General features: G+C 48.0%; 13 protein-coding genes and 2 riboswitches. Of the genes, 10 read left to right on the forward strand and 3 right to left on the reverse strand.

The features are described 5' to 3' along the window. Window positions 1-136: 136 nt before the first annotated feature. The 4 genes from Q9R36_RS21990 (at window position 137) to Q9R36_RS22005 (ending at window position 6,028) form a co-directional block, all read left to right on the forward strand. Window positions 137-1,642 carry a coproporphyrinogen III oxidase gene (locus Q9R36_RS21990; RefSeq protein WP_311225867.1) on the forward strand — a complete coding sequence of 502 codons (1,506 nt, stop codon included), beginning with the start codon at window positions 137-139 and terminating at the stop codon, window positions 1,640-1,642. Window positions 1,643-1,925: 283 nt separating this feature from the next. Next, complete coding sequence (locus Q9R36_RS21995) at window positions 1,926-3,311, forward strand: protoporphyrinogen oxidase (RefSeq protein WP_311225868.1); 1,386 nt, start codon at window positions 1,926-1,928, stop codon at window positions 3,309-3,311. Window positions 3,312-3,483: 172 nt separating this feature from the next. Next, window positions 3,484-5,097: a long-chain fatty acid--CoA ligase gene (locus Q9R36_RS22000; RefSeq protein ID WP_311225872.1), complete on the forward strand. Its 1,614-nt coding sequence runs from the start codon at window positions 3,484-3,486 to the stop codon at window positions 5,095-5,097. A gap of 139 nt (window positions 5,098-5,236) precedes the next feature. Beyond that, window positions 5,237-6,028, forward strand: coding sequence for an enoyl-CoA hydratase (locus tag Q9R36_RS22005; RefSeq protein WP_022543562.1), 792 nt, complete (start codon window positions 5,237-5,239; stop codon window positions 6,026-6,028). 157 nt (window positions 6,029-6,185) lie between these two features. Here Q9R36_RS22005 and Q9R36_RS22010 read toward each other — a convergent pair whose 3' ends face one another. Further along, the gene (locus tag Q9R36_RS22010; protein ID WP_009793931.1) at window positions 6,186-6,371 is read right to left on the reverse strand and encodes a YhzD family protein; all 186 of its coding nucleotides are present in this window, start codon (window positions 6,369-6,371) and stop codon (window positions 6,186-6,188) included. 141 nt (window positions 6,372-6,512) lie between these two features. Here Q9R36_RS22010 and Q9R36_RS22015 point away from each other — a divergent pair, with 141 nt between their 5' ends. Further along, window positions 6,513-7,412 carry an ABC transporter ATP-binding protein gene (locus tag Q9R36_RS22015; RefSeq protein ID WP_009793930.1) on the forward strand — a complete coding sequence of 300 codons (900 nt, stop codon included), beginning with the start codon at window positions 6,513-6,515 and terminating at the stop codon, window positions 7,410-7,412. Further along, window positions 7,405-8,658, forward strand: coding sequence for an ABC transporter permease (locus tag Q9R36_RS22020; protein WP_148950100.1), 1,254 nt, complete (start codon window positions 7,405-7,407; stop codon window positions 8,656-8,658). The genes Q9R36_RS22015 and Q9R36_RS22020 overlap by 8 nt, the downstream gene beginning before the upstream one ends. A 272-nt stretch (window positions 8,659-8,930) precedes the next feature. Here Q9R36_RS22020 and Q9R36_RS22025 read toward each other — a convergent pair whose 3' ends face one another. Beyond that, window positions 8,931-9,563, reverse strand: a complete 633-nt coding sequence (locus Q9R36_RS22025) for a LysE family transporter (protein WP_009793928.1) — start codon at window positions 9,561-9,563, stop codon at window positions 8,931-8,933. A gap of 179 nt (window positions 9,564-9,742) precedes the next feature. Continuing rightward, a riboswitch (TPP riboswitch) is annotated at window positions 9,743-9,858 on the forward strand. Between the two features lie 218 nt (window positions 9,859-10,076). After that, window positions 10,077-10,177, forward strand: a riboswitch (TPP riboswitch). A 52-nt stretch (window positions 10,178-10,229) separates the two neighbouring features. On the opposite strand from Q9R36_RS22025, the gene thiC reads away from it, so the two are divergent. Further along, entirely contained in the window at window positions 10,230-11,993 is a 1,764-nt protein-coding gene (thiC, locus tag Q9R36_RS22030) for a phosphomethylpyrimidine synthase ThiC (RefSeq protein WP_311225869.1), read from the forward strand. Continuing rightward, window positions 11,974-12,174 (forward strand): hypothetical protein, encoded by a 201-nt coding sequence (locus tag Q9R36_RS22035; protein WP_142385282.1) that lies wholly within the window; start codon window positions 11,974-11,976, stop codon window positions 12,172-12,174. Before thiC ends, Q9R36_RS22035 begins: the two co-directional genes overlap by 20 nt. 41 nt (window positions 12,175-12,215) lie before the next feature. Here Q9R36_RS22035 and Q9R36_RS22040 read toward each other — a convergent pair whose 3' ends face one another. Continuing rightward, a complete protein-coding gene (locus Q9R36_RS22040) occupies window positions 12,216-12,410 on the reverse strand; it encodes a hypothetical protein (protein WP_009793923.1) in 195 nt (64 codons plus the stop codon). Window positions 12,411-12,550: 140 nt separating this feature from the next. Here Q9R36_RS22040 and Q9R36_RS22045 point away from each other — a divergent pair, with 140 nt between their 5' ends. Together Q9R36_RS22045 and Q9R36_RS22050 are read left to right on the forward strand one after the other, a co-directional pair. Then, complete coding sequence (locus Q9R36_RS22045; protein ID WP_009793922.1) at window positions 12,551-13,771, forward strand: metallophosphoesterase family protein; 1,221 nt, start codon at window positions 12,551-12,553, stop codon at window positions 13,769-13,771. 29 nt (window positions 13,772-13,800) lie between these two features. Beyond that, a complete protein-coding gene (locus Q9R36_RS22050; protein ID WP_129613582.1) occupies window positions 13,801-16,806 on the forward strand; it encodes an AAA family ATPase in 3,006 nt (1,001 codons plus the stop codon). Window positions 16,807-17,009 lie beyond the last annotated feature (203 nt).

Here is a 17,009-nt window from a genome sequence, read left to right on the forward strand (position 1 = left end):
ACCAGTGAAGGCTGCTGGTATAGGTGCCTGTCACTATTTGAACCTGTTGACCTCCCCTCCCCCTTTTTGTACACTTATGGGAGGTTTTTGTTTTTATGTTGAGATTCTTTTAGACCACAAAAAAAAGGTGATGAATGTGCGTATTTATATAGAAGGGCTGGATCATGAGAGATTTGACCGCCCGATGGGCAATATAGCAAACCTCTTTTTCGAAGAATGTGAAGTGAGCAGGAAGCCGGTTGGGGATGAGGACCTCCATATTGCGTTTAAAGTGGAAGTTGATGAAATGGTGAAAGTACGGGCCGTCCTGAGTGACCGAAGCGGAAATAGCGAAGAAGCTTCCTATGAGAAAGAGCTTGAGGGATGGAGTACGGAAAAAGAGTATTTCAGACAGCTGATCAAGGCTGTTTCCCGCGTGTATTTGATGGTGCTCCAGGATTATACCGGCATCACACAGAAGTGGGGAATTCTCACAGGTGTACGGCCCACCAAGCTCCTGCACCGCCATGTCCAGAAGGGGACACATCTGGCGGAAGCCCATCGCCAGCTGAAAGAGGAGTATCTGATCACCGATGAAAAGATCGAGCTGATGCAGAAGATCGTGGACCGCCAGCTGGCCGTCATCCCTGACTTATATGAGCTGAAGAAGGAAGTAAGCATCTATATCGGCATTCCTTTCTGCCCAACGAAATGTGCATATTGCACGTTCCCGGCATATGCGATCAATGGCCGCCAGGGCTCTGTCGATTCTTTCCTGGGCGGGCTCCATTATGAAATGCGCGAGGTCGGCAAATGGCTGAAGGAAAACGGGATCAAGATTACGACCGTATACTACGGCGGAGGAACACCAACAAGCATTACTGCCGAGGAAATGGATATGCTTTATGAGGAAATGTACGAATCCTTCCCGGATGTAAAAGATATCAGGGAAATCACGGTGGAAGCAGGCCGACCGGATACGATTACCCCTGAAAAACTTGAGGTTCTGAAAAAGTGGAACATCGACCGTATCAGCATCAATCCTCAGTCTTACATCCAGGAAACGCTTAAAGCGATCGGCCGCCATCATACCGTAGAAGAGACGATTGATAAGTTCCACCTGGCCCGCGGCATGGGCATGAACAATATCAATATGGACCTGATCATCGGCCTTCCAGGCGAAGAAGTCCCTGAGTTCCAGCACACACTGGATGAAACAGAAAAGCTGATGCCGGAGTCCTTGACGGTCCATACGCTTTCATTTAAAAGGGCGTCTGAAATGACCCGGAATAAACAGCGGTATAAAGTAGCAGACAGAGATGAAATCGTGCGGATGATGGATCTTGCAGAAGAATGGACAGAAAAGCATGACTATGCGCCGTATTATCTGTACCGTCAGAAAAACATCCTTGGCAATCTTGAAAATGTCGGCTATGCCCTGAAAAACCAGGAAAGCCTTTATAATATCATGATCATGGAAGAGCAGCAGACGATCATCGGTCTTGGCTGCGGGGCATCAAGCAAATTTGTGCACCCTGTGACAGGCACGATCTCCCAGCTCGCTAATCCAAAGGATCCAAAATCCTATAATGACAGCTTTAAGCATTATACCGAAGAGAAAATCAAGATTCTTGAAGATTTGTTCAGCAGGGAGCAAGCCTGAGCTGGACACTGAATGGCAGGTGCCCCGGCTCCTGTCATTTGTTTGTTCTCCTGGATTATATGCCTTTGAACTTGCGGCATATTTGTGAAAAAGAGAGGGAAAGCATATAATGGAAAAAGGCGATTCTCTTCTGAGAGTCGTTTTTTATTGGCTGCGCCAAGCGCCGTTCCAATTGACACAATCTATACACAAAGCAAGCCTGGGCAAGGCTTATTCTTGATTTGAATTATAGTAAAATAAGCATATGGCGCCAGATCATCGATCCGTTTGAGGAGTGAATATAATGAAGACAGCAGTGGTAATCGGCGGAGGCATCACCGGGCTTTCTGCCATGTATTATCTGCAAAAGCTGAAGCGGGAAAAGAACCTGCCGCTTAACCTGATACTCGCAGAAAAAGGCGGGGAACTGGGAGGCAAGATTGCGACTGTAAAAAGAGGCGAATATATCATGGAAACAGGGGCGGATTCGGTTGTTGCCCGAAATGAAAGCATCCTCCAGTTGCTGGACGAGCTGAAGCTGCATGAAGAAGTGGTCTACAATGCAACCGGCACATCCTATCTATATTCGAAAAACCGGCTGGTGAAAATCCCCGAAGACACTGTTTTCGGCATCCCGACAAGTGTGCAGTCATTATTCAGCAGCCCGCTGATTTCCTTTAAAGGAAAAGTGCGTGCCCTGAAGGACCTTGTCAGCAAAAATAAGGAATTCACAAAGGACAGCTCAATCGGCCTTTTCCTTGAAAGCTTTCTGGGCAGGGAGGTGGTCGAATACCAGGTTTCTCCTGTTCTGTCAGGCGTCTATTCAGGGAAGCTGAACGAGCTGACGATGGCCACGACGCTTCCTTACCTGCTTGAATATAAAAATAAATACGGTAGCATTATCCGCGGGCTGTCCGAAAATAAAAAGAAGTTTCAATCCTCCGGCAGCAAGAAGTTCATTTCCTTTAAAGGCGGACTATCTGCCCTCATCGACAGGCTGGAGGAAGCATTGACAGAAGCTGAAATTCTTAAAGGGGCGGCGGTCGAAAAAATAGAGAAACATGGCGGGCAATACACGATTGCTTTTTCCAACAGGGAAAGCATTACCGCAGACTATGTGATCCTGAGCACTCCCCATGATGCAGCCGAAAAGCTGCTTCGGGATGACCGCTTGGATCCTGCATTTGCCGAGCTGAAGAACTCTTCTCTCACAAGCATCTATCTTGGTTTCGATATCCCGGACAGCGAGCTGCCCGCAGATGGCACAGGCTTCATTGTTTCTGAAGGAAGCGATCTTAAGTGCAATGCCTGCACATGGACGAGCCGAAAGTGGAGTCACACTTCAGAGAGGCACCAGCTTCTGCTCCGGCTTTTCTACAAAAGCTCCAATCCAAATTATGCATACCTGAACGGGCTGGACAGGGACGGGTTTGTAGAAGAAGCATTGAATGATGTGAAAAAGAGCCTCGGTATTTCTGGACAGCCGGCCATGGTGGAAGTGACACGCTGGAATAATCTAATGCCGAACTATTCGCTCAAGCATGGGGAAGTTGTGGAATCGCTCACTGACAGTCTGACAGAACATTATCCTAATGTCCTAATCGCCGGCTGTTCTTATTATGGTGTAGGCATTGCTGCCTGCATCGCCAACGGCCAGAAAACCGCTGAAATGATTGCGGAAAAAATATAGTAAGAGAGAGGCGGCTTTCCATAAGGAGGCCGCCTGAATTTTAGTGTTAGATGACAGAAATTTCTGTTAAAATAAAGGAGATTCAGGAAGTATAGAGAATGTTATAGGCAGAAGGAATCATAAGCTTTAAATAATTATGTAAGCGTTTACTATGGGGAGGTAGATTATATTGATGATGCAGACGCCTTTAACGATGACGCAAATGATTAAAAGAGCAGAAAAGTATTTTCCGAAGAAAGAAGTAGTATCTAGAACAGGCTCAGGCTTTCACCGTTTCACTTACAGGCAAATCGCCGAAAGGACGAAGAAGCTGGCAGCAGCCCTTGAATCAATCGGGGTGGAAAGGGGCGATAAGGTCGGTACCCTGGCCTGGAACCACCACCGGCATCTAGAGGCCTATTTTGCTATTCCCTGCAGCGGCGCTGTGCTGCATACCATCAATATCAGACTCTCCCCACAGCATATTTCCTATATTATCAATCATGCAGAAGACAAAGTATTACTGATAGATCCTGATATTGTCCCGCTCATCGAGAAATGCCAGCAGGAGCTGTCTACGGTGAAGGCCTATATCATCATGGGGGATGAAGGCCAGCTGCCGGAAACCACGCTTTCCCCGGTTTATCATTACGAAGAGTTTCTTGAAACAGGCAGAAGCGATTATGAGTATCCTGATGACCTTGATGAGAACAGCCCGGCCGGAATGTGCTATACCTCTGCGACGACCGGTAATCCGAAAGGGGTCATCTATTCCCACAGGGGCATTGTCCTGCATAGCATGGCATTAGGGATGGCAGACAGTGCAGCAGTAAGCGAGAAGGATATTGCCATGCCTGTTGTGCCGATGTTCCATGTCAATGCATGGGGACTTCCGTTCGCGGCCGTGTGGTTCGGAACCTCGCTTGTTATGCCTGGACCATATTTTACGCCAAAGCTTTTGGCAGAACTGGTACAAAGTGAAAAAGTAACCATCACAGCCGGTGTGCCGACCATCTGGCTTGGACTGCTGAAGGAGCTTGATGAGAATGAATATGACATGTCAAGCCTCAGATCTATCCTTTGCGGAGGGTCTGCAGCGCCGAAAGGGATGATTAAAGCATTTGAGCAAAAGCATAAGATTCCGTTCATGCATGCATATGGGATGACAGAAACAAGCCCGCTAGTAGTCATTTCGACCTTAAAAAGCTATCAGGAGGAATTGTCTGTTGAAGAAAAGCTCGATATCAAAGCGAAGCAGGGAATCCTTGTGCCAGGCCTGGAAATGAAGGCAGTCGGAAAAGACGGTGAGGTCGAATGGGACGGCAAGGAAATGGGGGAGCTTGCGATCCGCGGACCGTGGATTGCCTCGGAATATTATAAAGATGACCGGACTGACGAAGCCTTCAAGGATGGCTGGCTTTATACAGGGGACGTGGTCACCCTTGATGAAGAAGGCTTTATGAAGATCGTCGACAGGACAAAGGACCTGATCAAAAGCGGCGGTGAATGGATCAGCTCGGTTGATCTTGAAAATGCTTTGATGGCACACGAAGCCGTTTTTGAAGCGGCTGTTGTAGCAGTCCCGCATGAACAATGGCAGGAACGGCCTGTGGCCTGTGTGGTGCTGAAAGACAGCCATAAAGGTTTGGATAAACAGGAGCTCTATGATTTCCTTCAGCCTCAGTTTGCAAAATGGTGGCTGCCTGATGAAATCTTATTCATGGAGGAAATCCCGAAAACGTCTGTAGGAAAATTCCTTAAAATGGCCCTGCGGGATCAAGTCCAGCAGCAGCTGGCCGCAAATTAGAGGAAGCAAGGCAGAGTGAACCACCTCTGCCTTTTCTTACGGCTAAATATGACAATATTTCAAATTATTCGATAAAAACTTTATAATGGTTCCGCCTATCTTTATAATAGAGATAACTATGACCAAGGAGGCTGCGGATATGGCAATAGAATGCAATACAGAAACTGTGAAGGTATCCATCAAAAACAGGGTGGCAGTGGTTGAGATGAACAGGCCGGAATCCCTGAACGCACTGGATGAGGAAATGATCAGAGGACTGGCTGCAAACCTGAAGCAGATCAGTACAGATGAAAATGTCGACATCGTCGTGCTTAAAGGAAGCGGAAGAGCCTTTTCCTCCGGCGGCGATATTAAAACGATGCTTTCGTCCACAAATGAAAGCGATTTCTACACAGTGATGGACTGCATCAGCGATCTTGTCATCACACTCTATACCATGCCGAAGCTGACAATCAGCTCTGTGACTGGGGCAGCCGCCGGGCTTGGATTCAGCCTGGCGCTGGCTACAGACTATATATTGGCCGACAAATCAAGCAAGCTTGCCATGAACTTTATCGGCATCGGGCTGATTCCTGATGGAGGCTCGCATTTCTTCCTTGAGCGCAAGCTTGGTGAGGACAAAGCAAAGCATCTGATCTGGGAAGGAAAAGCAATGCCGGCCGAAGAGGCCTTTCAGAATGGCCTCATCCATGAAATTGCTGTTGGCAATATTGAAGAAGCCCTTAACGCAAAAATTGAAAATTGGCTTTCAAAGCCCGTGTCTGCCATGATCAAGACCAAAAAGATCCTCGCAGAAAAAAATCGGCCGCAGCTTCTTAAAATGCTTGAGCTTGAAAAACATGGACAATACAAAATGCGCAGCACAGAAGATCATCAGGAAGGCATTAAAGCTTTCATAGAAAAAAGAAAGCCGGTATTTAAAGGAAAATAAGCTGCAGTCTGATTCTGGAATTAATAAAACTGTTCAGGTTCCTAAAAATAAGAGCCGGACAAAAGGGGATGCTCCTTTCGTCCGGCTCTTATTATTTTGATGTGCCGCAGGCGCCTTTAGCCTGGGTTCCTTAACCTGGTCAAGTACCTTCCGCTTCCTATGGATGAAATAATAACAGCTTCCCGAGAGGGGAGGTGCAGCGGTGGGTTTTGCCGCTGAGTCCTTTCTCGTTCAGGAGGTTTCCGCCGATTTCTTTTGCTTCGTCATCGCTGCCGGCCTGGAAGCTTTCATCCAGGATTTTTTCTCCGTCGTTTTCGAATGCGGTGAGTTTATAAGTCTTCATCATTTTTTCTCCTTTTATGAAAAATTCTGATAGTTACTATTATTCTTGCATAATTTCTATTTTTCTGTAAAGAGATTTTTCCTGTATTTTGAACCTTTTTGGAGGTTAAATCGTATAAGTTATAGAGAAGGAGGAGTTACGATGGTACTCGAGCTTGAACATGTGACAAAAAGATTTGGAAAGTTCACGGCGGTGGATGATCTGTCCCTGACCATCCCGGAAAAGGAAATGTTCGGATTTCTGGGGGCAAATGGTGCAGGTAAAACAACAACATTCCGGATGGTGCTCGGCCTGCTGGAGCCGACTAGCGGGCGCATTTCCTGGGACGGGAACACAATTGATTACTCGACAAGCCCAATCATAGGCTATCTCCCGGAAGAGCGCGGCCTTTATCCGAAGCTGAAGGTCAGGGATCAGGTTGTATACCTGGCAAGGCTGAGAGGGATGAAGAAGCCGGATATTCTGAAAGAGCTGGACTATTGGCTTAATAGGTTCAAGGTGCCGGAATACGCAAACAAAAAGGTGGAGGAACTTTCCAAGGGGAATCAGCAGAAGATCCAGTTTATTGCCAGCGTTATACATAAACCCAAGCTATTAATCCTTGATGAGCCTTTCAGCGGATTGGATCCGGTAAATGTCGAGCTATTGAAAAGCGCTGTGCTTGAACTAAAGGAGAAAGGCACGACCATTGTGTTTTCCAGCCACCGGATGGAGCATGTGGAGGAAATGTGCGAGCATTTATGCATCATGCATAAGGGACGCCCTGTTGTCCACGGAGCACTTAAGGAAATTAAAAGGGCGTTCGGGCGGAAGAACCTTGTGATCCATGCGGACTTCAAACTGGATTTCTTAAGCGGATTCCCTGGAGTGGAAAAGGTAAAGCAGACTGCGGAGGGCGTGCATCTGCAGATTGAAGGGGAAAAGGCTGCGGAGGCAATTTTAAAAGAAATTGCCGGCAGGGGATTTGTCAGGAAGTTTGTTCTTGAGGAGCCTTCGCTGAACGATATTTTCATAGAAAAGGTGGGTGCTTCTTATGAATAATTTCTGGATTATCCTATTCCACACATACTGGAGCAAACTGAAGACGAAATCATTCATTATTACAACGATTGTCACGCTGCTGCTGATCATCGGCCTTACAAATATGCAGCAGATCATTGAAACGTTCGACAGTGGAGATGATGAGGTAAAGGTGGCTGTAATCGATGAAACAGGCAATCTCCTGAATCCTCTCCAGCAGCAGCTGAATACAGCAGGCAGCACCCTGAAGCTTGAAGAGTTCAGCGGTTCGGCAGACGATGGCGAGGCAAAAGTGAAGGATGGCGATTATGCAGGGCTGCTTACTCTCTCAGCCGATTCCGAAGAGCTTCCTGCTGCCGAATACAAATCCCTCAGCCTGGCGGATACATCGGTATCAGGTGAGCTGGAGGGAGTCCTTCAGCAGGTAAAGACCGGGATCGCAGCCTCAAAAATCAATCTTTCTGAGGCAGAGCTTGCCAGTCTCTATGAGCCTGTCCAGTTCCAAAGGGACGCGCTGGAGGAGAATGCCAAAACAGAGGAAGAGCTGACACAGGCAAGGGGCCTTGTTTATGTGCTGCTGTTCATCATCTATTTTGCTGTCATCATGTATTCAAGCATGATTGCGATGGAAGTAGCTACGGAAAAATCTTCGCGTGTGATGGAAATCCTGATTTCAAGCGTTTCACCCATCAAGCAGATGTTCGCCAAAATTCTCGGGATCGCCTTGCTTAGCCTGACGCAGCTGTCGGTGCTGCTGCTGGTAGGCTACTTTTTCGTCAAGCGGAACCTTGAGTCGATGCAGGGAGGCTTCTTTGAATTCTTCGGATTCGGCGATATTCCGGCAGCCACTATCATGTATGCTGTAGTGTTCTTTATTCTCGGCTATCTCCTGTATGCCACACTTGCAGCTTTCCTGGGCTCGCTTGTCAGCAGGATCGAGGATGTCCAGCAGATGATCATGCCGATGACCATGCTCGTTGTAGCCGGCTTTATGATCGCGATCATCGGGCTGTCACAGCCGGAAAAAGCATTTGTGACCATCAGCTCCTATATCCCGTTCTTTACCCCGATGCTGATGTTCATGAGAGTAGGAATGCTCACCCTGCCGGTCTGGGAGCCGATAGCGGGGATTGGGATCCTGGTTGTGTCCATCCTGCTGCTCTCAATATTTGGAGCTAGGGTATACAAGGGCGGAGTGCTCATGTACGGAAAATCCAATTCCTTCAAGGATATAAAAAAAGCTTTGCAGCTGTCTAAAAATAAATAGGCGGTCAATCAGCCCTGGCAAGCTTAATGAATAATTTCCGCCTATAAATGGGGCTGTTGATTTGCGTTCCAGGCACTCCGCTTTCCGCGGGGCGACGCTGAGCCTCCTCAGAGCAAGCTCTTGCGGGGTCTCAGCCTTGCCGCTATCTCCCGCAGGAGTCTGCGTGCCTTGCACTCCAATCAACAGGCTTAAATACTTAATGCCGCTGTTCCAATGTTCTAAAAAATAATGACTGCAGACAAACCCGATTTATATCAGGTTTGTCTGTTTTTTTATCCAAACAAAGAAGCAATCCCCTGATATCCAAAATAGATTCCGAAAAGAATAAGCGACAGTCCGGAAAGCATGCTGATGATGATGATCGCTTTTGAGGTCAGGAACCGCCTGAATCCGCTCGTCAGGCCTGCCACAAAAATGTCCCAAAGGCCCAGTCCGATAAAAATCATGAGGCTGTAGACAAGAAGCTGGCCTGTCCCAAAGGAGGACGCAGTTTTGGCCAAAACCGATCCGTAAATCCCCAGCCAAAACAAAATCGACAGCGGGCTTGAAACCGACATGATGAATCCGGTGAAAAAGCATTTGAACAGCGATTCTTTGCTCCGTATGTAAGTGACAGATATTTTATTGGCATTCATCATGCCTTCGATTCCGGAATAAAGAAGAATAAAACCGCCGAACAGCCACAGGAAGGTTTGAATCATAGGGGAGTCAAGGAATTGCACGAGTCCGAGATAGACGATCAGCATATAAACCCCGTCAGCGATCATCGATCCCGCGCCGACAATCCATGCGTGCCAAAATCCGTTTTTCAGCCCCTTTTCCAGCCTGACAGCATTGACAGGGCCGATCGGCGCCGCCAGTGAAAGTCCTAAAACGATATAGCTGATGTATATTCCAATGCTCAATGATATCACTCGCCTATTCAAGGATTAGCCCGGAAGGACTTGTACAATTTTATGCAGCAAACACAGAGGGTAGGACCGCAAATCTTAAAATCTCCAGCTTTGTGTTTTTGGAATAATATGAAATTAGTCTGTTCTCTTCCTGGTCGGCATATGGTATAGTAGCTTATGAAAATAGCATATTTTGGCACTGGGGGTGCCGGTAGAGGCCGGCTGAGAGTAAGACCCGTTTTTAGTCTTTGACCCTTTTATACCTGATCTGGTTCGTACCAGCGGAGGGAAGTGTAGATGGCTTTTATTTGTCATACATACGCGGACTCCTTTTGCAGGAGTCCGCTTTTTAGCTTCTGCAGAAGAAAGATGCGGCAGCTGTATGCCATTTTTTGGCCTGGCATGCCCCCGGTGCAATATGCAAGGGGGGTTTTTGCTGTGAAAAAATAAACGCATGAAAAAATAGTGTGCAGATAACTTGATGTTTTTATTTTGAAAAATGCAAGAAAGTTTCTATTAGATTTTATTCACTGCTGGGGGAGCTTTACAGGCTGAGAAAGGAAAATCCTAAACCCTTGGAACCTGATCTGATTAATGTCAGCGTAGGGAAGCAGCCGGCATGGCCTGCTTCCTCCGTAAAAAACTGCCCTGAGGCACAAAGATGGAGGAGGAAGAAGTATGAAAGATTTATATCAAATGAATAGACTGTTTTTTTCAGGAAGCCGGAAAGTATATGTAAACGGCATCAGGGACGATATAAAGGTCCCGGTCAGGGAAATAATCCAGGAAAGCACGAGGACTGATATTGGAACAGAGGACAATCCGCCTGTTTGTGTATATGACACGAGCGGCCCTTATTCTGATCCTGATTTTGAGATAGATATAACGAAAGGTTTGCCCCGGGTAAGGGAAGGCTGGATTGAGGAGCGGAAGGATGCGGAAGCTTATCAAGGCAGAGTGCAGAAGCCGGAGGATAACGGGCTTCGGGCCGGGACCGAAGTTTCTTATGCAGACATTTTTCCGAATAAAGCCCCCTTCCCTCTCAAGGCAAAAGAGGGCAGGAATGTGACTCAGCTGCATTATGCCCGGAAAGGGGTCATTACACCTGAAATGGAGTTCATCGCCATCAGGGAAAATCTGGATCCTGAATTCGTCAGGAGCGAGGTGGCAAGCGGAAGGGCGATCATTCCTGCCAATATCAATCACCCGGAGGCGGAACCGATGATCATCGGTCGCCATTTTCATGTGAAGGTCAATGCAAATATCGGCAATTCGGCTGTTTCTTCCTCCATAGCGGAAGAAGTGGAAAAAATGACCTGGGCAGTGCACTGGGGGGCAGATACGATTATGGATCTTTCCACCGGGAAGAACATCCATGAAACCCGTGAATGGGTCATCCGCAATTCTCCAGTTCCTGTTGGGACTGTACCGATTTATCAGGCACTTGAAAAGGTGAAGGGGATTGCCGGGGATCTGACCTGGGACATATACAGGGATACCTTGATAGAGCAGGCTGAACAGGGAGTGGATTATTTTACAATCCATGCAGGGGTGCTGCTCCGCTATATTCAGCTGACTGCCGAAAGGACGACAGGTATTGTATCCAGGGGAGGGTCGATCATGGCCCAATGGTGCCTCCAGCATCATAAAGAGAATTTCCTGTATACGCATTTTGAGGAAATCTGTGAAATTTTAAAAGCTTACGATATTTCCATCTCTCTCGGAGATGGGCTGCGTCCGGGTTCTATAGCAGATGCGAATGATGAGGCTCAATTTGCGGAGCTAGAAACGCTCGGAGAGTTAACTGAAATAGCCTGGAAGCATGATGTCCAGGTGATGATCGAGGGGCCGGGGCATGTTCCGATGCATAAGATCAAAGAAAATGTAGATAAGCAGATGGAAATTTGCAAGGAGGCGCCATTTTATACGCTTGGCCCACTGACGACAGATATAGCCCCGGGATATGATCATATTACATCCGCAATAGGAGCTGCGATGATCGGATGGTTTGGCACTAGTATGCTTTGCTATGTAACGCCAAAGGAGCATCTTGGGCTTCCGGATAAAAACGATGTCAGGGAAGGGGTCATTGCTTATAAAATTGCAGCTCATGCCGCAGATCTAGCCAAAGGCCATCCCGGTGCCCAGGTTCGGGACGATGCATTGTCAAAGGCCAGGTTCGATTTCAGGTGGAACGACCAGTTCAATTTATCCCTGGATCCTGAACGGGCGCGGGCATACCATGATGAAACCCTGCCGGCCGAGGGGGCAAAAACCGCCCATTTCTGTTCTATGTGCGGCCCTAAATTTTGTTCTATGCGCATTTCCAAGGATATCCGCCAGATGGCCAAAGGTCAGGGGAAAACCGTTTCAGAGGCAATTGAGGATGCAATGGAGCAAAAAGCCGGGGAGTTTGCCAGCCGTGGCTCATCCATCTATTGAACATAGAAGAAATACTGAAGTTTGGAAAATGGAAGAGCAGATCATCTATATGCAGCAAAAGATCCGGGGGCTGGAAAAGCAAATTTCAGAGATACAGAGAAGCTGCTCCCATATCTATTATGAGGCAGATGGATACAGGACCTGCACAAAATGCCGCAAGAGCGAATCGGTCCACTATTGAATAAGACAAAGGCTTGCCAGGATATCCCGGCAGGCCTTTGTCTATTCGCTGGACTGTTTTTCCATTTGCCTTTGTATGCTGCCGTAAGTAGGCAGATAAACAATGCCGATGCTCCATGCAGCAGCAGCCGTGAACTTCCAGCTGCCTGTCAGAGCCGAAATGATGATGAACAAAAGAAACAGGCCGGCAGAAATATATTTGAGTCTAATAAGTGCTGATTGAGGATTTTTATACAAGGGTAATCACTCCTAATGTTATTTGCTTCTTATACTCTTCGAAGATGCAAAAGGTTCAAAGCTTGATAACTTTTGTAGAGGAACGTGCATTCGCTTTTTCCAGGTGATAAAATAGGAGAAAAGCGCTGAAAGGGAACATTATGAAGGAAATTACATTTATTCATGCAGCAGACCTGCATCTGGACAGCCCTATGCTCGGGCTTTCCAGCCTGCAGGATGATTTATTCGATAAAATTAAAGAAAGCACATTTGCCGCTCTGAAAAATATAGTGGATGCTGCCCTTGCAAGGAAGGTGGACTTTGTCATTCTGGCAGGAGATCTGTTTGACGGTGAAGACAGGAGCATAAAGGCACAGGCAAGGCTGCGAAAGGAAATGAACCGCCTTGCGGAAAAGAATATACCTGTTTACGCAGTCCATGGAAATCATGACCATTTTGAGGGCACCTGGTCCCACATCAGTCTGCCGGACAATGTACATATTTTCCCTCACCAGCCAAGTGAGGAAAGCTATACAGCACCAAATGGGACAACGGTCAGCCTGCATGGCTTCAGCTACCCGAGGAGGCATGTTTCCGAGAGGATGATCAGCCAGTATCCGGTTCGGGGAATGTCGGACTTCCATATCGGCATCCTGCATGGCAGCCTTGAAGGGGAGACCGGCCATGGCCGCTATGCCCCGTTTATTTTAAAAGAGCTGCTGGATAAGGAATACGACTACTGGGCTCTGGGCCATATCCATAAAAGAATGGTTCTGAATGCTGAGCCGCCGGTCATCTATCCGGGAAATACTCAGGGGCGCAGCCGGAAGGAAAGCGGGGCGAAAGGCTGCTACCATGTCACACTGAATGAAGCAGGGGCAGATTTTGAATTTCTTCAATGCCACAGCTTCCGCTGGGAGCAGAGAACAGTCGATATCAGCGGACTATCAGCATTTGATGAGGTCTACAGCAGGTGCCTTCAAGCTGTTGAAGAAGAGCGGAAGAATGGCGGTGTCATTCTTGAACTTTTCCTGGAGGGGGCATCACTCAGTCCGCAGGATATGAATGCTGTGGCCGGGGGTGAACTGCTCTCACTCCTTCAAGAGGAAGAGGTAGGGAATATGCCATTTGTATGGGTGAGCGCAGTTATAGCCGAAGAGCAGCAGAGCTGGGACAGAAATCAGCTGAGGGAAAAAGCAGATTTTTTCAGCGGGCTGTTTGCTGCTGCGGACGGGTTTGAAGATTTTGAAGAAAGCTTGGGAAGCCTTTACAGCCACCCGCTGGCAAGAAGGTATGCAGAAAGTATGGAGGAGGGGGAAAAGGCAGTGCTTTTAAAAGAAGCGGAAGAGATGCTGCTGGGGCTCCTTTACAAAAATGACTGAAAGGCAGCGCAGGGAAGGGGAACAGCTCTATGAAAATACTTGAAATCCATATATACGGCTACGGCAAACTTGAAGATGCTGTCTATTCCGGCATTGGAGATTTCCAGGTCTTCTTTGGCGAAAATGAAGCAGGCAAATCTACCATCATGTCTTTTATACACAGCATCCTGTTTGGCTTTCCCTCCAGGCAGCAGGCTGAGCTCAGATATGAACCGAAATTTGGGGCGAAATACGGAGGCAGGATCACAGCTTCCTTCCCTGGAAGGGGAAAAGCAGTCATCGAGCGGGTAAAAGGAAAATCAGCAGGAGATGTAAGTGTGGTGATGGAGACTGGGGAACGAGGAGGGGAAGAGCTCCTTGGCGAACTCCTTTCACATGTAGATAAAACGCTTTTCCAGGCCATTTTTTCATTCAATCTCCATGGGCTGCAGAATGTCCACTCCATGAAAAATGAAGAGCTGAGCAAATTCCTTTTTTCCGCCGGTGCTATAGGGTCTGATCGTCTGGCAGCTGCAGAAAACAAAATACAGAAAGAAATGGAAGGGCTTTTTAGGCCGGGCGGGAAAATCCCTGTTTTGAATGACCAGCTGAAAAAACTGAAGCAGCTGCATGCTGATCTTAAAAAAGCAGAACAGAAAAACGGACAATATTGGGCCATGGCGGCTGAGCGGAAGGCTGCTGCCGCGAGGATTGAAAGCCTGCGCAATGAAGCAGATGCATTAGGGGTCCGGCTCTATCAGCTGGAAGAGTGGATGCGTATGGGCCCGGTCCATAAAAAGGTGCAGCTTTTAAGGCAGGAAGCAGAAGCCGGTACAGGGGGGCGTTTTCCTCCGGGAGGGCTGGAGAAACTGGAGCAGCTGAACCAAAATGAAATCCCGCTGAAGGGAAGGGATGCGAGCCTTTCAGCCAGGCTTGCTGCCCTTAGGGAAGAGGCAGGGAAGATCAGCCCGGATCAGCTGGTCCTTGATCATGAAAAAGAGATCCTGTCACTTCACGAAAAGATGCCTGCATACGGACAGCTTGTCCAGCAGGCTAAGCAGGCTTCCTATAAAATCAGGAAGCTGGAGGAAGAGTCGGATCAATTGAAGGACAGGCTTCATCTGCGCTTGTCAGATGAAGAGCTGGAACAGGCAGATACAAGCATCTTCATGCAGGAAAAAACTGCTGAGGCACAGCGCAAAAAGCAGAGGCTTGCAGAAAAGCGTGCGGAGCTTGATGAACGCTTCTCGGAAGAAAAGGACAGGCTAGTCAGCTTGGAAGAGGAATTAAATCAGGTGAATGCCGCTCTCCTGCCCGATGAAGAGCTGGGAGAAATCCGCCGCCGGCTCGCGGGGGAATCTGATCCCGAGAGTCTTCTGAGAAAAAGGGAAGACCTTGAGGGAAGGTCAGCCTTCCTGAAGAATGCAATCCGGCATGACAAAGCATCGCAGCAAAAACAGCGTGCAGCAGTAAAGATTCAGGCGCTGATGGTTGCGCTCATCTGTGCCGGGCTGATTGCCTGGGGCCTGGCAGATAGCCAATGGGAGTTTATGCTTGCAGCTATACCAGGATTTGCTTTTATTGCCTGGCTTTTATTGAAAAAAGAAGACAACAGCCCATCGAGATTTCTAAAGGAAGAGCTTATTTCCATTGAGAAAAGCATGGAAGAACTGGATGAACGCATAAAAAGTCCGCAGGCGGAAGGGGCGTTTTACCTGAAAGAGCGGATTGAAAAGGACAGGCAGCTTAGGGAACGCCAGCTGCAGCTGAATGTCAGGCTGCAGCAGCAGAATGAGCAATATGATAAAGTCATTGCTGCTTTTGAAATATGGGAGGAAGAATCCGCCCTTGCAGACAGCCTTCTTGCAGAACTCGGCAGGCAGCTGTTCATTCCTGCTTCCTTGGCACAGTCCCATGTCCATGATGCTTTCATGCTGCTGGAAAAGCTGAAATCGGTCAGGCGTGAGCTCCGCCATGAAAAAGCGGAGGCAGCTGCTGCTGAGAAAGCTGCTGCTGAAATTGCTGGACTCGCCAATAGGCTTGCAGAGCTCATCCTAGAAGAAGCAGGAGGCAGTGTGCAGGAGACAGCCTTTACTTTGAAAAAACGGCTGCTGGAGGCTCAGGGCAAATGGAATGAGCTTAAATCAAAGGAAGCAGCCATACAGGAGCTGAAAGAAGAGAAAGAGCAATGTGTTCGAGAGCTGGCTTACATCAGTGAAGAAAAAGAAAAGCTGTTCTTGACTGCTGAGGCAGGCACAGAGGGGGATTTCATTGAAAAAGGGATTCATGCAGTAAAGCAGGAAGAGCTGCAGGAAGAAATCAGGCATCTGGACAGGCAGCTGAAGCTTTCTTCCTTAACGGAAAAGGAAAGGGTTGAGTTCTCTGCCATTCCTGCTCCTGAAGCGGAAATTGCACGCTGCAGAGAAACCCTGGACGATATCAAAAAAGAACTCCCTCAGCTTCAGGATAAAGTGGCATCGCTGAACCATGAAATTGCCATGATCGAGGAAGGCGGCTTATACAGCGACCTGCTGCATAGATTTTCCCTTGCAAAGAGCGAGTTCAATGAAGGGGCGAGAAAGTGGGCCAAATATGCATTGGCCAGAAAGCTCCTTGAGAATACCGCTGAAGCGTACAAGCAAGAATATATGCCGGAGATGCTGGGAAAGGCGGAAGAATTTCTTTCCGTACTGACAGGCGGGCACTATGTCCGCATCACTCCAAAAGAAGAGGGGGCAGGACTTCTCGTGGAGAAAGGCGATGGCACCCTTTTCGAAGCCAATGAACTCAGCCAGGCAACGGCTGAGCAGGTGTATGTTTCCATCAGGCTGGCCTTGGCGGCAGCCATCTATAAAAGATACTCATTCCCTATCATCATCGATGACAGCTTCGTCAATTTCGATCATGTAAGAACCAGGAGGATGATTGAGCTCCTGAGGGGTCTGAGGGGCCATCAGATATTGTTTTTTACCTGCCAAAGGCATCTGCTTGAACACTTTCATCCAGATGAGGCGGCAGACCTTCAGGGCAGGAAAGTACAGCTCGCTGATAATTGAAATCAGGCTCTCTTCTTATCAGTCACATCGGCATCAGTCCCTTGCACGCAAGGGGCTTTTTGCTGTGTTCCAATTCTGGACAGCGGATGCTGCATAAAATCCGGAGAGGGATTGCCCCTGCTCATAAATTGCCAGGGGAGACGAATCGTTCAGCCTGCTATACTGAATGCCTGGTATGTTATAATATTTTCATAGAAGGGAGC

It is taken from the genome of Bacillus sp. AG4(2022), assembly GCF_031844465.1.
Taxonomy (GTDB): domain Bacteria; phylum Bacillota; class Bacilli; order Bacillales; family Cytobacillaceae; genus Bacillus_AB; species Bacillus_AB infantis.